At 59.4% G+C, this 13,551-nt stretch carries 10 protein-coding genes; 6 read left to right on the forward strand and 4 right to left on the reverse strand.

The annotated features are described in order from the left end of the window. Window positions 1-37 precede the first annotated feature (37 nt). Window positions 38-2,221 carry an ATP-binding response regulator gene (locus tag CLV87_RS11055; protein WP_099247688.1) on the forward strand — a complete coding sequence of 728 codons (2,184 nt, stop codon included), beginning with the start codon at window positions 38-40 and terminating at the stop codon, window positions 2,219-2,221. An 88-nt stretch (window positions 2,222-2,309) separates the two neighbouring features. On the opposite strand, the gene CLV87_RS11060 is transcribed toward CLV87_RS11055, so the two are convergent. Further along, the gene (locus CLV87_RS11060) at window positions 2,310-2,903 is read right to left on the reverse strand and encodes a gamma-glutamyl kinase (protein ID WP_099245278.1); all 594 of its coding nucleotides are present in this window, start codon (window positions 2,901-2,903) and stop codon (window positions 2,310-2,312) included. Window positions 2,904-3,075: 172 nt separating this feature from the next. Between CLV87_RS11060 and recA the strand changes: the two genes are divergently transcribed. The 5 genes from recA to CLV87_RS11085 all read left to right on the forward strand — a co-directional run bounded on the left by recA (window position 3,076) and on the right by CLV87_RS11085 (window position 8,963). Continuing rightward, complete coding sequence (gene recA, locus CLV87_RS11065) at window positions 3,076-4,140, forward strand: recombinase RecA (protein WP_099247690.1); 1,065 nt, start codon at window positions 3,076-3,078, stop codon at window positions 4,138-4,140. 92 nt (window positions 4,141-4,232) lie between these two features. Next, window positions 4,233-5,108: a bifunctional helix-turn-helix transcriptional regulator/GNAT family N-acetyltransferase gene (locus CLV87_RS11070; RefSeq protein ID WP_099245280.1), complete on the forward strand. Its 876-nt coding sequence runs from the start codon at window positions 4,233-4,235 to the stop codon at window positions 5,106-5,108. Window positions 5,109-5,178: 70 nt separating this feature from the next. After that, the gene (alaS, locus tag CLV87_RS11075) at window positions 5,179-7,854 is read left to right on the forward strand and encodes an alanine--tRNA ligase (protein WP_099245282.1); all 2,676 of its coding nucleotides are present in this window, start codon (window positions 5,179-5,181) and stop codon (window positions 7,852-7,854) included. 120 nt (window positions 7,855-7,974) lie between these two features. After that, a complete protein-coding gene (locus CLV87_RS11080) occupies window positions 7,975-8,262 on the forward strand; it encodes a DUF1330 domain-containing protein (protein WP_099245284.1) in 288 nt (95 codons plus the stop codon). Window positions 8,263-8,693: 431 nt separating this feature from the next. After that, window positions 8,694-8,963, forward strand: a complete 270-nt coding sequence (locus CLV87_RS11085; RefSeq protein ID WP_099245286.1) for a hypothetical protein — start codon at window positions 8,694-8,696, stop codon at window positions 8,961-8,963. 152 nt (window positions 8,964-9,115) lie between these two features. Here CLV87_RS11085 and typA read toward each other — a convergent pair whose 3' ends face one another. From typA to CLV87_RS11100, 3 genes are all read right to left on the reverse strand, one after another. Continuing rightward, window positions 9,116-10,930 (reverse strand): translational GTPase TypA, encoded by a 1,815-nt coding sequence (gene typA, locus CLV87_RS11090; protein ID WP_099245288.1) that lies wholly within the window; start codon window positions 10,928-10,930, stop codon window positions 9,116-9,118. Window positions 10,931-11,076: 146 nt separating this feature from the next. Next, window positions 11,077-11,406 carry a DMT family transporter gene (locus CLV87_RS11095; RefSeq protein WP_099245290.1) on the reverse strand — a complete coding sequence of 110 codons (330 nt, stop codon included), beginning with the start codon at window positions 11,404-11,406 and terminating at the stop codon, window positions 11,077-11,079. 48 nt (window positions 11,407-11,454) lie between these two features. Next, window positions 11,455-13,020: a trimethylamine methyltransferase family protein gene (locus CLV87_RS11100; protein WP_099245292.1), complete on the reverse strand. Its 1,566-nt coding sequence runs from the start codon at window positions 13,018-13,020 to the stop codon at window positions 11,455-11,457. Window positions 13,021-13,551: the final 531 nt, after the last annotated feature.

Below are 13,551 nucleotides of genomic sequence, written 5' to 3' on the forward strand. Positions count from 1 at the left end.
TGTTTTGGCCGCGCTCTGCATCTTGTCTGTTCAGCTTATGTCATTGTCTCCTTTGGTGAAATCCGGGCTCTTGGCGGCGGCGGGTGCCTTGGGGGCCATGTCGATCGGTTGGATCGCCTATGAGGCGACCAAACGCCTGCGCCTGCGCCGAAAAACCGCGATGCTGATCGAATTGGTCGAAGAGGAACCGGCACTGTGTTTTGTCTGCGACCTCGATGGGCAGCTGTTGCATGCCAATTACGCCGCGCGCGAACGGTTTGAGACCCCGGCGGGGCACAGCCTTGCTGATGTGTTGCGCGATGTCTTTGCCAGTTCCGAGGGGATAGTCTATCGCCTGATGCACAAGCTGATGGCCAATGGCTCGGCCACAGAAGAGATCACCAGCCATTCCGAGGGGTTCCGCATTCACGCCCGCAGCGTGCCACCGCAATTGGTGCTGTGGCGGCTTGAGGCGGATGCCATCAGCGCCTCCAAGGGCAATACGGCGGAAAAGGCGGTGCTGACTTTGGGGCGCACCGGGGCGGTGTTGTTCATGAACCAGACCGCACGGGATCTGGTGGGCCAACGCGCCAAAAGGTTGGAAGACGTGCTTGAGGATCTGCCGCTGCGTCCGGGCGGCGTGCACCAATTGGCCGCTCAGGAAGAGGTCAAGCGTGTGCTGGTCCAAAGCGCCGAGACCGGTGCCGGGCGCATGGAGCTGACCTTGTCATTGATTGAGGAGGATCAGCAAAAGGTGGCAACGGGCAGCTTTGACAGCCTGCCAGTGCCGCTGGTCAAGGTCCTTCCCGATGGCAAAGTGTTGCGCGCCAATCCCGAGGCGCGGCGCATGCTTGACCTTGGCACGGGTGAGCCGGGCAACCTGTCGGAATATATGGAGGGTCTGGGCCGCGCGCTGACCGATTGGTTGCAAGAGGCGGCGGCGGGCAAGGGCTTGCACCGCTCTGAATTCCTGCGCCTGACCCGCGCGGATCGCGAGGTATTTGTGCAGGTCACGCTGAACCGCGTGGTCGAAGATGGCGAACCGGTTCTGGTGGCGGTGTTGAACGACGCGACCGAGCTGAAAACGCTTGAGGCGCAGTTTGTCCAAAGCCAAAAGATGCAGGCGATTGGCCAGCTGGCGGGCGGTGTGGCCCATGATTTCAACAACTTGCTGACGGCGATTTCCGGGCATTGCGACTTGCTTTTGCTGCGCCATGATCAGGGCGACCCGGACTATGGTGACCTGGTTCAGATCAATCAGAACGCCAATCGCGCGGCGGCCTTGGTTGGGCAGCTCCTGGCGTTTTCGCGCAAACAAACCATGCAACCCGAGGTGCTGGATCTGCGCGATACCCTGTCTGACCTGGCGCATTTGTTGAACCGATTGGTGGGCGAGAAGGTGCAGTTGAACCTGCATCACGATCCGGTTCTGCCGCCCGTCCGCGGCGACCGCCGTCAGTTGGAACAGGTGATGATGAACCTGGTGGTGAATGCCCGCGATGCCATGGCAGACGGCGGCGAAATCGCCATTGAGACCGAGCGCCGCGTGCTGCGCGAACCGCTGAAACGCGACCGCGCGGTGGTGCCTCCGGGGACATATGTCTCTGTCCGCGTTAATGACGAGGGCTCGGGCATTCCGCAGGACAAGCTGCAAAAAGTCTTTGAGCCGTTCTTTACCACCAAGCGCACCGGTGAGGGCACCGGGCTGGGCCTGTCGACCGTTTATGGGATCGTGAAACAGACCGGCGGCTACATCTTTGTCGATAGCGTTGTCGGCAAAGGCACCTGTTTCACGCTGCTCTTCCCGGCCCATGAGGTCAGCGAAGAGGCCGCGCCGAAGGTCCAGAAGGAAGAGAGCAAGAAATTGCCTCAAAAGGGCTCGGGCGTGGTTCTTTTGGTTGAGGATGAGGCACCGGTGCGCGCCTTTGCGGCCCGCGCCTTGCGTCTGCGCGGCTACACGGTGATCGAGGCGGAAACCGCCGAGGATGCGCTGGACCTTCTGGAAGATGACGATCTCGCCGTGGATGTGTTTGTCACCGATGTGGTGATGCCGGGCATGGATGGGCCGACCTGGGTGCGCAAGGCGCTGGTGGATCGGCCGGACACGCGGGTGGTCTTTGTGTCGGGCTATGCCGAGGATGCCTTTGGCGAGGGCAGTCAGGAAGTGCCCAATTCGGTGTTCCTGCCCAAGCCGTTCTCTTTGTCGGAACTGACCGAGACGGTGCATCAGCAGTTTAACTGACTGGCGGGGGGAGGGGCGCTGCCCCGTCTCGGCTGAGCCGAGACTCCCCGGGATATTTTTGGCCCAGAGAAACCTTGGTGGATTAGGGTCAGGTTGCGCGCTCCCAGACCTCGAAATCATCGGCGCATTTGCGGCGCAGTTTGGCTTCGATGTCGGGGGAAAGCGTGAGGTCGCGCTGAGGCGAGACATTGGTGCGTGGCAGGTCCAGAGCAATGTTCAGGCGGTCTTCGAGAAAGGTGATCAGCCCGGCCTGGTTTTCATATTTATAGAGATGGGTCACCGAGACGCCATTGGGGCGCGGTTCGATGAATTTGGCCTGGCTGCCAACATTGGCAAAGGGCGGGCGATCACCGCGCGCATAGGCGTCGCAAAAATCGTCAAAGCTGATGTCCTTGGTCGAGGTTGGGCGACCATCCAGGAAGGGGCGCTGGCGGTAACGATACCAGGAGCCGAGCCAGCTGATCGGTTCGCGGATCACCGCGAGCAGCTCCATATCTTCGGCACCAACCTTGTCAAACATCGGGCGAAAGAATCGATTATAGCGATAGACCGGCGCGTGTTTCAGTTCGGGCGGGTCGTTCACAATCATGGAAGCCACCGGTGTCAGCGCCTCTTCATAGGCCGATGTTCCCGTCTTTGGCACGGCCAACATCACCAGTTTTTGCTTCCAGAACACCAACATCGTCAATTTTCCCCAATTTCCTAACCTTCCTTTAACCATCCTGCGCGAGCGTAAGAAAGGAAAGATTTTACTTGAAATGTTCTCTTTTTGGTCCCATTAAGAGTGAGAACATCACGAGAACAAAACAGCCAATTGCCGCGCTAGGCGGCCTGTGGAATAAGGGATGGAACTGATGGCAACGGCAGATCTCCTGACTATGAACAAGAAGAACGCGGATAAGCAAAAGGCGCTGGATAGCGCGTTGAGCCAGATTGAACGCCAGTTTGGCAAGGGCTCGATCATGAAACTGGGTGATGGCAACGCCATCCAAGAGATCGAAGCGACCTCGACTGGCTCTTTGGGGCTGGATATTGCTCTGGGCATCGGCGGTTTGCCCAAGGGCCGGATCATCGAAATTTACGGGCCGGAAAGCTCGGGGAAAACCACGCTGACGCTGCATTGTGTGGCCGAGGAACAGAAAAAGGGCGGGGTTTGCGCCTTTGTGGATGCGGAACACGCGCTGGACCCGCAATATGCCAAGAAGCTGGGCGTTGACCTGGATGAGCTGCTGATTTCCCAGCCAGATACCGGGGAACAGGCGCTTGAGATCACCGATACGCTGGTGCGCTCGGGGGCGGTGAACATGGTCGTGGTCGACTCGGTTGCCGCGCTGACGCCGAAATCCGAGCTTGAGGGTGATATGGGCGACAGCAATGTTGGCGTGCAGGCCCGTCTGATGAGCCAGGCCATGCGCAAGCTCACCGGGTCGATCAGCCGGTCAAACTGCATGGTGATTTTCATCAACCAGATTCGGATGAAGATTGGCGTGATGTTCGGCTCGCCTGAAACCACCACCGGTGGTAACGCGTTGAAATTCTATAGCTCGGTGCGCATGGATATCCGTCGCATCGGCGCGATCAAGGATCGTGACGAAGTGGTGGGCAACCAGACCCGCGTCAAAGTGGTCAAGAACAAGGTCGCGCCACCCTTCAAGCAGGTTGAATTCGACATCATGTATGGCGAAGGCATCTCGAAAACCGGGGAGCTGCTGGACCTTGGAGTCAAGGCTGGCGTGGTTGAGAAGTCCGGGGCCTGGTATAGCTATGGTGATGAGCGCATCGGTCAGGGCCGGGAGAACGCCAAGAATTTCCTCAAGGAAAACAACCGCATCGCCTTTGAGATCGAGGATAAGATCCGCGCCGCGCATGGGTTGGAATTTGACATGCCAGAGGATGATCCGGATCTGGTTGAAGAGTGACACGGGGTAACACGTGTTGTTGCAAGAAGCGCCCTTTGCAAAAGGGGCGCTTTTTTCTTGCGCCGCTAAGATGTCTGACTTAAGTCAGCTATATGATCGATGATATTTCCCGCTTCCGCCGTTTGGCCCGCGCTGTCACCACACAGACCGGGGCTTTGGACACGTCTTTTCTGGGGTTAGGACGCCCGCTTGGTTCGGCCCGAGTGCTGAATGCCATTGGCCATGGCAAAGAGGATGTGGGCGAGTTGCGCGTCTATCTCGGGCTCGATTCCGGCTTGATGTCGCGGCTCTTGCGGGGGCTTGAGGCTGAGGGGATGGTGGAGACCGCGCCAGCGCCCAAGGATGCACGCCGCCGGATTGCCAAACTGACCGAGGCCGGGCAGGCGGCCTTTGCCCAATACGAGGCGCTGTCGGATCAATCGGCTGAGGCGGTGCTGGGGCGTTACAAGCAAAGCGAGGCTTTGCTGGCAGCAGCGGATCTGATCGCCACGGTGCTGGGGCGTGACCGAATTGAAATCATCGAGGCTGATCCCGAGGACCCGCGTGTTGAGCATTGTGTCCAGGCCTATTACGATGAAATCAGTGAGATTTTTGGCGTTTTCTTTGACCCGCAAGTGTCCGGCGACCCCGAAGCGGGCAGCCTGCGCGCGCCCAATGGCACCTTTCTCCTGGCGCTGTCTGACGGGTTGCCCATTGGCTGCGTTGCCGTAAAGCGGCAGGCCGAAGGGCTGGGCGAGGTCAAACGCATGTGGGTGGCACCGGCGGCGCGCGGGTTGGGGTTGGCGAAACAGCTGATGAATGCGATCGAGACCCATGCGCAAAGGCTGGGCCTGACAACCTTGCAGCTTGATACCAATGGGAAGCTGACGGCGGCACTGCATCTCTACCGCACTGACGGCTGGGTCGAGATCGAGCGCTATAATGACAACCCCTATGCCGAGCATTTCTTTGAAAAACAGCTTGGGTGATCTTGTCCTGTGGACAGTGGCCCGGGCTGGGGGTACATCTTCGAAAATTTCCGCGAGATGAGGCCCAGACATGGCGACGCTGAACGACATCCGGTCGACCTTTTTGAACTACTTTGAGAAGCAGGGCCACGCGATTGTGGATTCCAGCCCTCTGGTGCCGAACAACGATCCGACGCTGATGTTCGTCAATTCCGGCATGGTGCAGTTCAAGAACCTGTTCACCGGTCTGGAAACCCGCGACTATAACCGCGCCACCACGGCGCAGAAATGTGTGCGCGCGGGTGGCAAGCATAACGACCTCGACAATGTCGGTTACACGGCGCGTCACCACACGTTTTTCGAGATGCTGGGGAACTTCTCCTTTGGGGATTACTTCAAGGAAGAGGCGATCCCCTTTGCCTGGGAGCTGATCACCAAAGAATACGGCATCCCCAAGGATAAGCTGTACACCACCGTCTACCACACCGATGACGAAGCCTTTGAGATCTGGAAGAAACTGGGGGTCGCAGAAGAGCGCATCATCCGCATCGCCACATCCGACAATTTCTGGCAGATGGGGCCGACCGGGCCCTGTGGTCCTTGTACCGAGATTTTCTATGATCATGGCGATCACATCTGGGGTGGCCCTCCCGGCTCGCCCGAGGAAGATGGCGACCGGTTCATCGAGATCTGGAACGTGGTTTTCATGCAGAACGAGCAGTTCGAAGACGGCTCGATGAAGGCGCTGGACATGCAGTCCATCGATACCGGCATGGGGCTGGAACGGATCGGCGCGCTGCTGCAGGGCAGCCATGACAATTATGACACCGACCTGTTCAAATCCCTGATCGAGGCCAGCGCCCATGCGACCAGCGTGGACCCATATGGTGACAAGAACGTGCATCACCGGGTGATCGCCGATCATCTGCGCTCGACCTCGTTCCTGATTGCCGATGGGGTGATGCCGTCCAATGATGGCCGGGGTTACGTGCTGCGCCGCATCATGCGCCGCGCCATGCGTCACGCGCATCTGCTGGGGGCCAAAGACCCGGTTATGCATTCGCTTGTTCCCGCTTTGGTGGCGCAGATGGGGCAGGCCTATCCTGAACTCAGCCGCGCCCAGCCGATGATCGAAGAGACGCTACTGCTCGAAGAGACCCGGTTCAAAAAGACCTTGGACCGTGGCTTGAAACTGCTGGATGACGAGGTTTCGGGGCTGGATGAGGGCGCGCCCTTGTCCGGTGAGGCAGCGTTCAAGCTGTATGACACCTATGGTTTCCCGCTCGACCTGACCCAGGACGCTTTGCGCGAAAAGGGCCGCGAGGTGGATACCGACGGGTTCGACGCGGCGATGGAAGAGCAAAAGGCCAAGGCGCGCGCCGCCTGGTCCGGCTCGGGTGATGCGGCGGATAATGCGGTTTGGTTCGACGTGCTGGATGCGGGCGAGGCCACTGACTTCCTCGGCTATGACAGTGAAAAGGCCGAAGGACAGGTTGTGGCGCTGGTCTCGGATGGCAAGCTGGTCGACAGCCTCGCCGAGGGCGCTGAGGGCTGGATCGTCACCAACCAAACGCCGTTTTACGCAGAAAGCGGTGGTCAGGTCGGCGATACCGGTGTGATCCGCCGGATCGAGAACCGCGATGACGCGGCCACGGTCACCGACACCAAGAAATACGCCGATGGCAAGATCTTTGCCCATCAGGTCACCATGGCCAAGGGCAGCGTGACCAAGGGCGACGCGGTTGAGCTTGAGGTCGATCACGCCCGCCGCGGCACCATCCGCGCCAATCACTCGGCCACGCACCTGCTGCACGAGGCCCTGCGCAACGCGCTTGGCGAACATGTGGCACAGCGCGGCTCGCTTAACGCGCCTGATCGTCTGCGCTTTGACTTTAGCCACGCTAAGGCCATGACGGCCGAGGAACTGGCGCAGGTCGAGGCCGAGGTAAACGCCTATATCCGCCAGAACACCGAGGTTTCCACCCGGATCATGACCCCGGATGATGCCCGCGCCATTGGTGCGCAGGCGCTGTTTGGTGAGAAATATGGCGACGAGGTGCGTGTTGTCTCCATGGGCCAGCAGGTTGGGTCGGGCAAGGGCAGCGACGGGGCGACCTATTCGCTGGAACTTTGCGGCGGCACCCATGTGCGCCAGACCGGCGATATCGGGGCCTTTGTGACCCTGGGCGACAGCGCGTCGAGCGCCGGTGTGCGCCGGATCGAGGCTCTGACCGGTGAGGCCGCGATGACCTATCTGGCCGAGCAATCCGCCGCGCTGAGCAGCGTTGCCGGTGAGCTCAAGGCCCCGGTGGCCGAGGTTCCGGCGCGGGTCAAGGCGCTGATGGAGGAACGTAAGGCGCTGGCCAATGAGGTTGCGCAACTGCGCCGCGAGCTGGCCATGGCCGGCGGGGCCGGGCAGGGCGGCGGCGCGGATACGCGCGATGTCAATGGGGTCAGCTTTGTTGCGCAGGTTCTGGCCGGTGTCAGCGGCAAAGATCTGCCAGCCCTGATCGACGAGCACAAATCGCGCATCGGGTCCGGTGCCGTGCTGCTGATCGCTGATGCCGGTGGCAAGGCGGCTGTGGCAGCGGGCGTGACCGAGGATCTCAAGGGCAGCTTGAGCGCCGTTGACCTGGTCAAGGCCGCTGTGGTCGAGCTTGGCGGCAAGGGGGGCGGTGGCCGCCCGGACATGGCGCAAGGCGGGGCCAAAGGCGTCGACAATGCCGAGGCGGCGATCAAGGCGGCTGAGGCTGTCATCGCAGGCTAAACGGCTATACATTGGGGATGAGGGCGCGCTGCGGCGGGCCCTTTTTCTTTGCCCTTGCCTTTCTGCTGCACTCTGCTTTGATGCGCCGAGCACGCGCTAGCATTTTGGAAAGGTTTGACTATGCCCGCTCTTTGGATTGCCCATGTAACCGTCACTGATGCCGAGGCCTATGGCAAATATGCCGAACTGGCAGGCCCGGCCATCGCCGCGCATGGCGGATCTTTTGTGGCGCGGGGCGGGCGCTATGTTCAGCTTGAGGGCAAGGAACGCCCCCGCAATGTGGTGGCAAAATTCCCAAGCGTTGAAGCGGCGGTGGAGTGCTACAATTCCGATGCCTATCAAGAGGCGCTGAGCCATGCGCGCGACGCCTCGGAACGCGAGCTTTTGGTGGTTGAAACCACCGAATGACCACGGCTCTATTGGTCGAAATTTTGACGATCTGAACCGGCAAGGCGATCTTTGGCATTGGCCAATTATTGCCGGTTCTGCGCCCCTCCTTTGGGACATTTTTCCGATGCGTCCTGTTTTTCAGGGCGAGGGCGATCCTGTCCGCTCTTGAACCCGAGCCAGTGATTCGAATTGCCGCAAAAATCTGTTTCAAAAATTGAGACAGTTTTTTCGTTGTCAGGAAATGTTTCCGAATGAGAAAATTTTGCCGCACTTGGTCTTGTGGATAACTCTGCCGCGTCACAGCAAATTAGGTAGTTTTGCCACGTTTGCCCGACAAACTCATGAAGAAATTGAGGATTTGCCTGCGCAAGTAAGGAATTCCTGTCGCGCGTTCAGCGCCATCATGGCTAAACTTAAAATACCTTTAATTTTTTCTTGGGAGAAAGACTATGAAAAAGGTTCTTGCAGGCGCAATTCTTGCAGCGTCTACCCTGGCGGCCCCCGCATTTGCGTGGGAAGGAAAGGTCGTCGCTTGCTATGATAAGATCTGGGTTCCAGCGACTTATACTTACTCGAAAAAGCTGATTATGGCGGCCCATACCGAGTGGGAATATCGCAACGGCCAGATGGTCAAGATCCATTACCCGGCTGTTTACAAAGAAAAGAAACATCTCGACAAGGCAGGCCACTATGTTGCCCGCAAGGCGCCCTGCAAATAAGGGTGCGATAAGGTAAGGGTCACAGGCCCTAAGAAAGAGGCATCGGGACTGCCACCCGGTGCCTCTTTTCTTTTGGGCGGGATTCCGCGGCTGGACCAATGAAAAACCCCGCCGAAAGGGCGGGGTCTTGTACTGTTTTAAGAAATCTGTGATCAGTTTTGTTTCGACATACGCTTGCGCTCATGCGGGTCAAGGTAGCGTTTGCGCAGGCGGACGGCGTTTGGCGTCACTTCGACCAGCTCGTCATCGTTGATATAGGCGATTGCCTCCTCCAAGCTCAGCTTGATCGGGGTGGTCAGGCGCACGGCCTCGTCCGAGCCAGAGGCGCGGACGTTGGTGAGCTTTTTGCCTTTCAGCGGGTTCACTTCGAGGTCGTTGTCGCGCGAATGCTCGCCAATGATCATGCCCTGATAGACTGGGGCCTGCGCGCCAATCATCATCTTGCCGCGATCTTCGAGGTTCCACAGCGCATAGGCCACCGCCTCGCCGTTTTCCATCGAGATCAGCACGCCGGCACGACGGCCCGGGATCGGGCCTTTGTGCTCGACCCAGCCGTGGAAGACGCGGTTCAGCACGCCGGTGCCGCGCGTGTCGGTGAGGAATTCGCCGTGATAGCCGATCAGCCCGCGCGACGGCACATGGGCGACAATGCGGGTCTTGCCACCGTTCTGGCGCATCTCGACCAATTCCCCCTTGCGGGCGCCGGTCAGCTTTTCGATCACTGCGCCGGAATATTCGTCATCCACGTCGATGGTGGCCTCTTCGACCGGTTCCATGCGCACGCCGTTTTCTTCTTTCATGATCACCTGCGGGCGCGAGATCGACAGCTCAAAGCCTTCGCGGCGCATGTTTTCGATCAGAACACCCATCTGGAGTTCGCCACGGCCCGAGACCTCGAACGCTTCGCCGCCCGGCGTGTCAGCGATTTTGATGGCGACGTTGCTTTCCGCCTCTTTATAGAGACGATCACGGATCACGCGGGACTGGACCTTTTTGCCATCACGACCGGCCAGCGGGCTGTCATTGATGCCAAAGGTCACGGTGATGGTGGGTGGGTCGATCGGCTGGGCGTCCAGAGGTTCATCCACGGCCAGGGCGCAGATGGTGTCGGCCACGGTGGCCTTGGACATGCCGGCTAGGGTAACGATGTCGCCCGCAACCGCTTCGTCAATGTCCTGGTTTTGCAAGCCGCGGAAGGCCTGGATCTTGGTGACGCGGAAGTTTTCGATTTTTTGACCGATGCGGCTGATCGCCTGAACCGAGGCACCGACCTTGATCTTGCCGGATTCAACGCGGCCGGTCAGGGTACGGCCGACAAAGGCGTCGGCACCCAGAGTGGTGGCCAGCATACGAAAATCATCATCCTGACGCGCCAACTGACGCGGGGCAGGGACGTGGTTGACGATCAGGTCGAACAGCGCTGACAGGTCTTTGCGGGGGCCGTCAAGCTCGTGATCGGCCCAGCCAGAGCGACCAGAGGCATACATATGCGGGAAGTCGAGCTGGTCTTCGTCTGCGTCCAGCGACGAGAACAGGTCAAACACCTCATCTAGCGCGCGATCCGGTTCGCCATCGGGCTTGTCGACCTTGTTGACCACAACGATGGGGCGCAGCCCCAGGGCCAGCGCCTTGGAGGTCACGAATTTGGTCTGGGGCATCGGGCCCTCAGCCGCGTCGACCAGCAGGACAACGCCGTCGACCATGGACAGGATACGCTCAACCTCGCCACCGAAATCGGCGTGGCCGGGGGTGTCGACGATGTTGATGCGGGTGTCTTTCCATTCCACGGATGTTGGCTTGGCAAAGATGGTGATGCCGCGTTCGCGTTCCAGATCGTTGCTGTCCATGGCGCGTTCGGCAACGGCCTGGTTGGCACGGAATGCGCCGGATTGTTTGAGCAGTTCGTCAACCAGGGTGGTTTTGCCGTGGTCAACGTGCGCGATGATCGCAATGTTGCGCATGTCCATAAGAGGGCCGCCTTGTTCGCAAGAAAGTCGAAAGTTGCGCAGGCCCTAACGGGCCTTTGGGGAAAAGGCCAGAGGCTTTGCGAGATTGTGCTGAATTCGGCAGAGAAAAGGCGCTGATTAAGGCCTGGTGCTACTTCATTTCGGGCTTAATGCGTGGCTGTGCTGGAAAACAGGTTGATCACCACGATCCCGGCCAGGATCAGCCCCATGCCAAAGATCGCCGCAAGGTCGAGTTTCTGACCGAAAACCGCAAAGCCAATCGCGGCAATAAACACGATCCCGAGGCCGGACCAAAGCGCGTAGGCGATGCCAACCGGAAAGGTCTTGAGCGCAATGGAGAGCAGATAGAAGGCCGCGCCATAGCCAATCACAGTGATCAGCGCGGGCAGGGGCCTGGTAAATTGCTGGCTGGCTTGCAAGGCGGTTGTGCCGATGGTTTCTGCCAGGATCGCCAAAGCGAGGATGAGATAGGGCATTGGAATGGGTCCGCAAAGGGGAGGTGGGGTGAAACCCCACCCTACATCTTATAAATGGATCTTGAACTGCGCCCGAAGCGCGGCGTCAAGATCAGGCGCAAATCTCGCTTCAGAAGGCTGGGCCAAAATGGCCACTTTGCGCGCAACCGCATTGGCGAGCAGATCGGGTTTGTCTTTCTCTTCCCATTCCTTGGGCGAGGTGCGATCGCCTAGGGAGGGATAGACATGGTCCTTTTGCATCCGCCCCAGGGTTGCGTCTGTGCCAAGGTAATGACCCGGCCCGCCCAGACACACCTCGCGCATCTGGTCCAGCGCCAGAGTGTCATCATCGACCTCAATCCCGCGCACGCAGCGCTGTGCCTGGCCAATCAAGTCATCGCCCAGGATCAGGCTTTCATGACAAAAGCCAAGCAGGGACGCATGCATGCCCGCCGCCTCATAGACCATGTTCAACCCAGAGAGCCCGGCCATGACATTGGAACACATCTGTTCCCAGCCCGCCTGCATATCCGGCAGTTTGCTGTCCGAAGCACCCGCCGCCGCGCCGCCGGGCAGACCGTAAAACTGGTGCATCTGCGCCGAGCCTGCCGTCAGCAAAGCCTGTTCACCAGAGCCAACCGACATGGCCCCGGTGCGCAGATCCAGGCCAAAAGGCCAAGTGCCAAAGATCGCCGGATGTCCGGGCTGCACGGCGTTCACATAAACAAGACCCGCCAGACATTCGGCCACGGTCTGGGCAATCGCCCCGGCAATGGTCGACGGCGCGGTTGCCCCGGCCATGCAGGCCGAAAGCAACAGCACCGGCATACCGCCGCGAATGCAATGCTCCATCGCTTCGCAGCTTTCGGTGGCGAATTTCATCGGCGGTACGACGAAACAGTTGGAATTCGAGACAAAGGGACGGGCGCGATACTTATCCTCACCGCCAGCGATCATATTGAGCATCTCCAGCCCTCGTGCGACATGGCTGGGGTCCGAGAAAGACGTGCCGATATGCTTGGTCGTGCCCGAGCAGCAGGCATAGATCGTGTTGAGATCCATTTCGAGATTGTCAGTGATATCGCGAGCGACCATGGGACGTTGGACAAAGTGGATATTGTCCAGCGTGTTGCTGATCTTGGAGGCGTCATGCAGGTCTTGCAGGGTGGAGTCGCGATAGTTCCTGCCATCGAGATCGACCATATGCACGGCGGCCCCGGCGGTGCCGTAATGCACACGCTGCCCAGAGAGGTTGAGATCATGCTGGCCATCGCGGCTGTAGAGGGTGACCTCTTTGCAGGCCTTGGCCAATGTGTCTTCGACCAGGGCGCGGGAATAGCGCAGGCGCCCGTCATCCCCCAATGTGGCACCTGCGGCCACCATGGCCTCGATGCCCGATGGCGGCGCATCGGCCAGACCGATTTCGGCCAGGGCGGTCAGGGCGGTTTCATGGATGCGCTGCATTTGTGCGTCGCTCAAGGGGCGGTAAAGCCCGCCGGTCATGCCCGGCTGAATGGGGCGCTGATCTTCGGCCAGGGCGGCGGCGCGGGCGGCGACACGGGCGGCGCGGCCCCCGGATCGGCTGGAGGAACGGCCAGAAGCGCGGCCAGCGGGTTTGCGGGTGATGTCGGTCATATCGGGTCTCTGTTGCGGGTGGTGGTCTGAGATTTGGCGAGAAACGTGATCAAAGCGCTGGGTCAGCGCCGATCAGGCCGCCCCCGCGCCGCACGCCCTCGGCGTGCGCCCGTTATGATTTCTGTTCGCAGACTGCTGAGATGTGGTTCGCTCATGAGATCAGGATCAACGCAGAACGCGCCGTGGTCTTGATCAAAAGCGACATGGTGCGAGTTGCGCAGCGACCGGGATTCTCTTTGCGCTGAAAAACCGCCCGCTTGGCGGCCTTCTGAAAGGTGAAGAGAGCCGCGATTCCCTTAAAATACGGGGTAAAATTTTACTGAATGGTTAGAAAATGCCGAAAATTTAATCAAATAATCGGGCCGGAAAAAGAAAAGAAAAGTTTTCAAACTGCCTAAAAATAAATCATTGACTTGAGAAAGTGTAACCTTAACAGAGGTTTAATTGGTGGGGGTGCGGCGGCTTGGTCGCAGGGGTGTGCATTTAGACGACATTCTGTCGTCAAGCCGGATTTACAGCGCCGGATCAAGT

Source organism: Pelagimonas phthalicica (genome assembly GCF_004364805.1).
Classification (GTDB): Bacteria; Pseudomonadota; Alphaproteobacteria; order Rhodobacterales; family Rhodobacteraceae; genus Pelagimonas; species Pelagimonas phthalicica.